Source organism: Flavobacterium sp., from assembly GCF_017985075.1.
Classification (GTDB): domain Bacteria; phylum Bacteroidota; class Bacteroidia; order Flavobacteriales; family Flavobacteriaceae; genus Flavobacterium.
On record NZ_JAGNYF010000080.1, the window covers coordinates 1 to 5866 of the forward strand.

The following is a 5866-nucleotide window of genomic DNA, read 5'->3' on the forward strand; positions in this document are numbered from 1 at the left end:
AGGAACAGCAAGGCAAACGAACGCATCAAGTGCTTGATTGGATTGTTGTGGTTGTGAGAACCGTTTGTTTGTTGTGAACGGTTAGTTACTAAACGAGAAATACAAGTTGGTAAAATGGTACTCATAGGAATGGTATTAAAATTTTGTTTTAATTTGAAAAAATTAAAATTATATTTGTAAGAAAGGCTTGATTTATTATTTTCGATGACAGCGTTTTTACATTTGAATTGTAAAACTGTTTCGTGGCAATTTAAAGTGGTTTCTGAATTAGTTTTCAGATGATTTGTTTTTTTGTAAAATAGCGTCATGTACAATTACCTATTATTTTATTTTGCAAAGGTATTTTGTAGAATTAGTTCTACAGTTAAAAATTTGTAGTTTGATTCCTATTTTCTTAAAAGCACGGTTAAAATCGTTATTTATAACCCTATCTTTTTTTTGTTAACACCTTTAAATGCTGAAAATTTTATACATTTTTAAACCCTATACAAAAAACACGTTTTTTTTTAAAAAAAACGTGTTTTTTTACTTTTTAGGAATGATAAGTTATATTTATTACTTTTTTTGGATAAAAAAGATGTTTTTTTGCAATGTTAAACAAAACATTATTATGGAGAAACTAGCTTACTATTTACAGATTGGCACCACTATTAGTAGTGCTCTTTTTGCTCTTGTTTTTTTATTTTATAATTGGAATAAAAGTGTGTTTAAAAAACTATTATCGGTTCAGTTTTTAATAATTTCGTACGGGCTTTTTATTAACTTTTTGGCAATAAATAACTTTTTTTCCTATTTTCCACATTTAAGTAGAACCGGATTGTTGTGTGCGTTTTTTATTCAGCCGATACAGTTTTTAGCCATTTATAAAAGTTTAAATGGTAAAAAAATTCAGTGGTTAGATCTGTTGCATTTTTTACCCGTTTTGCTTTATGTTGCTAATTTTTACAACTATTTTGTATTATCCGCTTCAGAAAAAATGGTTATCTTAGAAACCAATAGTATTGCACGATTTGCAGAAGGTTTTTTACCTGACTATTTTTTACCTGTACTTTCTGTACTTCAAACTACCGTTTATATTATATGGTTTGGAATACTATTAAAAAAAATAAAGAAAGAAGTGGTTTCTAAATCTTTATTGTACTTTATGTATTTCATGATGACCTATATGGTATTTCATTATCTTCCTCCAATTATGGTAGTATTATATTATTATGACACGCATAGTATTACAAATTGGTTGCCTGTACTTTATGCTACAATTAATTTGATTGTTTTCTTTAAAATTTTAGCTACTCCGGAATGGTTATTTTACAATACGCCTAAAAAAGTAGAAAAACCTATACTTAAACCTACGTATTCTCGACAAGAGCCAAGTCCGCTAGAACTAGAATTAATTACAAAGTTATCTCCAAAAAAGCTGCAATTGAATTATGAAGAAACACGGCTTTTTGATCAATTTACCAAAATAATTGAAGCAGAACAGTTTTTTTTAAATCCTGATTTTAGTCAGAAAAATGTAGCCGAAAAACTAGATGTTTCCGAATATAAAATTCGAGTAATTATTGAAAAAGCGTATGAAATAAAGTTTTCTGAATTTGCCAATTACAGAAAAACCTATTTTTTATTAAATGAAATGCGAAAAAACCCACAATGGCAAAAATATTCTTTTGTAGCTATTGCTAGAAAACTGGGGTATTTAAGTACAAATTCTTTTTATTTGAATTTTAAGAGAATCTCTGGCGTTACGCCTAAAGAGTATTTTGATTCTTTGGAAAATTAATATTTCATTTGAAAACTAGTCGTCTTCATTAGAGATGATTTCATTTTTTTTTAAATTTTCAAAATAGATTTTTGGAGTACATCCTACTTTACTTTTAAAATGTGCATAAAAATTATTTGCACTATTAAAACCAATTTGATACGCCAAATCCTGAAAGTTGGTGTTAATAGCGGTATCTAATGGAACTTGTTCTAACAAATAATTTATTCTAAATTCATTTAAAAATTGATTGAAATTTTGTTGTCTAATTAATTTTATCGCTTTGCTTATTTGTCTAGCGGGTACTTTTATTTCGTTTTCTAATTGGGTAATCGTAAATTCTGGATTTAAAAAAGATTTGTGTAATATTAGGTATTGCTCCGCTTGTTCTATGTAGTTATAACTTTTGTTTTTATAAGATACTTTTTTAGGAGAAGGCACCGTGTTTGTTGCCTGTTTAATTAAAGAAGAATGATAAATAAAATTCGGGATAAAAAAGAAAGATAGCAATATAAAAAAAGAAGTTATAAAAGCAATAATATTGGTACCGTAAACGCTATTTATGTTGGTTTCATTAAAAACATTGGTTGCTATTATAGCTATTATATTTAAAAGAATGTAAACCAATAACATTTTTAAAAAACCCTGTAAACCAGTACTTAATTTGACGGCTTTTTTTCTTCCAAAAATAAGAACTAGCGCTGCTATTACATAAAAAACAAAAGGCGCCAAACGAAGAAAAATAATAGCATTGTTTGATAAAAACGAGCCATTCATCCATATAAAATTATATCCGTTTTCGTATATTTTGGCTATTATTTCTAGTTTTTCTGGCGCAGATTTTGAATACAAATTCCAATAGTTGGCTAAAAACAATACCGCCGGTACAAAGTGAATGCTGTCGTACCACTTAAATTTTCGTTGGTATTTTTCAAACACTATCATTAAAAATAATATTGGAATACTTATTCTAGTCACCAAGTAACTTAATAATAGAAAATGAGGAAAATGAACTATTTCTTTAGATAAAAATAAATGGATAGAAAAGGTTCTTAGTAAAAATAATAAAAGTACACTTGTTATCAATTTATGTGTAAGACTTACCTTATAATTTCTTACAGAAAATATAAACGCCACAAAAATGTTCAAAACGAACAATGAGGCTGTAAATAAGTCATATATGTTGAAGCTTGGTTCCATTGTGAATTCAAATGTAACCATTTTTTTTGATTTTCAAAATTGTAAACAAATAAAAAGCCAGCTATTGCTGGCTTTTTATTTGTTATTTAAGATGCTTAAAACTTATATTGCAAATAAAATTCGTTAGAACCATTTGCTCTGCCTACTAATTCGCTTCTTAAACTGTATTCGTAAGCATAGCCTAAAAACCAATTTGTAGCTACATTAAACTTTGCTAAACCTGCTAATGATTTATCTGTTCTGTATGTTGCTCCTAAATGAAACGTTTTATCTATAACTGTAGTGGCTGTAAAATCTACCGAAAATGGAGCGCCATTTACATAACGCATCATCATAGAAGGTGTAAGTTTTACTTGCTTTGTAAGTGTGAAATCTCTTCCTGCAGATAAATAGTAATGCGCCATATCTGTTGCTGTTTTAGCATATCTATTTGCGTCTGTTACTGTTAGGGTATGTATTAGATCCTACATTTGAACAAGTAAATAACGTTGGACTCACAGTAATTTAGGGTTGATTTAATTATATTACACATTGGTTTTATTTAAGATAATAAGAAACTCTTCTAAACTAGTATTGGCTTTAATGTCAAACTTCTTTCTAATCTGAGAACGATAATATTCAATACTTTTTTCAGATTTTCCCATTAGTACGGCAATTTCTCTTGTTGTAAATTGTAGGGCAATATATTCTATCACTCTAGTTTCTTTTTCGTTAATATCTGGATATTCTTTCTTAATAAAATGTACTATTTTATCTACATTTAATTTTTTTTGCATAATTTGAGTTAGTTCTCTGTAATTATCAAAAAAAGAATTTAGGCACAACTTCAATTTCTTCAACGTTTCTTTTTCGTTGTAATTTGGGTTTTTCTCATCCACAATATTTTCCAATTGCTTTTTTAATAGCGCAACTTTTTTAATATTTAAAATAGATGTGTTTAATTCTTCGGAAGTTTCTTTTAAATTTTCTTTTAACTCTATCTTTTCATACTCTTTCTTAACCAATTCATTTTTCGACTGCATCACGCTAAGTGTATGAATTTTTTTGTTCTTTTTATAATTTCGAACCATCAAGAAAATAATACCAATACCCATAATAATTATAAGTATAGATAGTTGAAATAATAAAGTGCTTTTTGATAATTTATTTTCAATTAATTGATTTTTCAATTGTACTTCTGAAAATTTTGTTTTCAACTCCTCAAGATCTTGTGCCACTTTAGCGTCTTCTAAATACAGCATGTTTTTTTCTTTCACAAATTGTTCATTGCTTTCTTCCCACAATTTATCAAATTTATGATAGCTATTTATATCATTGCTTTTATAGTAAAATTCTTTAAGAAACTTAAAATATAGATTTTTTAAATATAAATCATTGGAAGCTAAAACCTCATTCTCATAATTAAATATCTCTATAATAGATTCTAAAGGTTTTTCGTTTACCAATAATAAGGCTTGGTTGGTTTTTAATTTTAAAAACAAGTTGTTTGTTTTGTACTTGGGTTTCAAAGATTGTAGTAAAACCTTTAGATTCTCTTTATCGTTCCAATTTATCAAAAATTCAAGTTGTAACTCTTCCCAGATACTTTCATACATAGGAAAATTAGCAACTTCTTTAGAAATGTCTTTTTGAAAAGCATAAAACGTAGCCTTATCATTTTTTAAAGCATACCATTTAGCTAAATTTAGTTTCTTTATAAACGAAATGTAAGGAGAAAATTCTTCTGTGTTATCAAAATACTGTTTTGCCAAATCAAATTGCTCCAACGACATATAACAAACACCAATATTGATGTTATTAACCCAATACATGTCCTTTTTTTTATCGCTAGTTTTATTTGAATTTACAGAAATAAAATACTGAGAAGCCGTTTTATGATATCCAATTGCATTGTAAGCAGCGCCAATGTTAACTTTAGCTCTAAAGTTCAGTTCTTTATCTTTCTTCTTTTCATTTACTTTTAATACCTTTTTCCAAATGGAAATGGCAGTATTATAATCATGATTTTCATATGCTTTTATGCCTTTTGCGAACAATAATTTTGAGGGTTCGATTGTTTTTTGCTTTGTAGAATCTGAAACGGTATAAGTGTTAGTTGAATGTAGCATACTTGAAGAATAACCACACACAAAAAAAAGATTGAAAATTAAAAGATATTTAATTTTTTGCATAAATCAATGAAATTTAAAATAATTGTATTTTGTAGTATTAATTCTACAAAGGTACGGATTCTAAATAAATTATTTTAATTCTATTGTTTTTTAAATCTCACTAAATCAACAAGTCTAAAATTTAGAAAATATTAAATTATTGTAGGGTGTGGGCGATGTTGTGTATAAACAAAAAGAACAGCGTTTTTACTGGACATTTGATCCCTTTTAACAATAGCTATGGTCATAAGTATTGGATACGAAACAATCCCGATAGCTTTCGGATCTGAAGTTAAACAGTTAAATGCTTATTTATATTTTTCGAGTAACTTCATTTTTATTTCAGGATATCGAAGTAAATTTTGAATATAAATTTTACTTTTCATTGATTTTATGTGTTTCTCAATAGACAATCCTTGACTTTTCGATGAGCATTCAATTGTGAAAATCAATTCCCAGTCATCGGCGTTATAAGTGTATTTTCTTGTTTGAGAATCATTAGAATGAAACGTTAATCTTTGTTCTAGATTTTCTGTAAAACCAATATAATACTTATCCAGCTTTTTTGAAAATAATATGTAAACAAGATTATCCATACTTTATTGTATAAAAAAAGTCCAACATAAATGCTGGACTTTTGCTCCCTCTCTTGGGCTCGAACCAAGGACCCTCTGATTAACAGTCAGATGCTCTAACCAACTGAGCTAAGAAGGAATAACCTAATGGTTAATTTATTTTTAATGAAACTTTATTCTTT

The 5866-nt window shown here is 27.6% G+C and carries 5 protein-coding genes and 1 tRNA gene; 1 reads left to right on the forward strand and 5 read right to left on the reverse strand.

Annotated elements, in window-relative coordinates; genetic code table 11:
- Positions 1-610 precede the first annotated feature (610 nt).
- The gene (locus KA468_RS10230) at positions 611-1780 is read left to right on the forward strand and encodes a hypothetical protein (RefSeq protein WP_291242839.1); all 1170 of its coding nucleotides are present in this window, start codon (positions 611-613) and stop codon (positions 1778-1780) included.
- Positions 1781-1795: 15 nt separating this feature from the next.
- On the opposite strand, the gene KA468_RS10235 is transcribed toward KA468_RS10230, so the two are convergent.
- From KA468_RS10235 to KA468_RS10255, 5 genes are all read right to left on the reverse strand, one after another.
- Positions 1796-2704, reverse strand: a complete 909-nt coding sequence (locus KA468_RS10235; protein WP_291242840.1) for a helix-turn-helix domain-containing protein — start codon at positions 2702-2704, stop codon at positions 1796-1798.
- 350 nt (positions 2705-3054) lie between these two features.
- Complete coding sequence (locus tag KA468_RS10240) at positions 3055-3363, reverse strand: type IX secretion system membrane protein PorP/SprF (protein ID WP_291242841.1); 309 nt, start codon at positions 3361-3363, stop codon at positions 3055-3057.
- 120 nt (positions 3364-3483) lie between these two features.
- On the reverse strand, positions 3484-5067 hold the full coding sequence (locus KA468_RS10245; protein ID WP_291242842.1) for a LuxR C-terminal-related transcriptional regulator: 1584 nt from the start codon (positions 5065-5067) through the stop codon (positions 3484-3486).
- 350 nt (positions 5068-5417) lie between these two features.
- Positions 5418-5705, reverse strand: coding sequence for a GIY-YIG nuclease family protein (locus KA468_RS10250; RefSeq protein ID WP_291242843.1), 288 nt, complete (start codon positions 5703-5705; stop codon positions 5418-5420).
- 44 nt (positions 5706-5749) lie between these two features.
- A tRNA-Asn gene (locus tag KA468_RS10255) sits at positions 5750-5823 on the reverse strand.
- Positions 5824-5866: the final 43 nt, after the last annotated feature.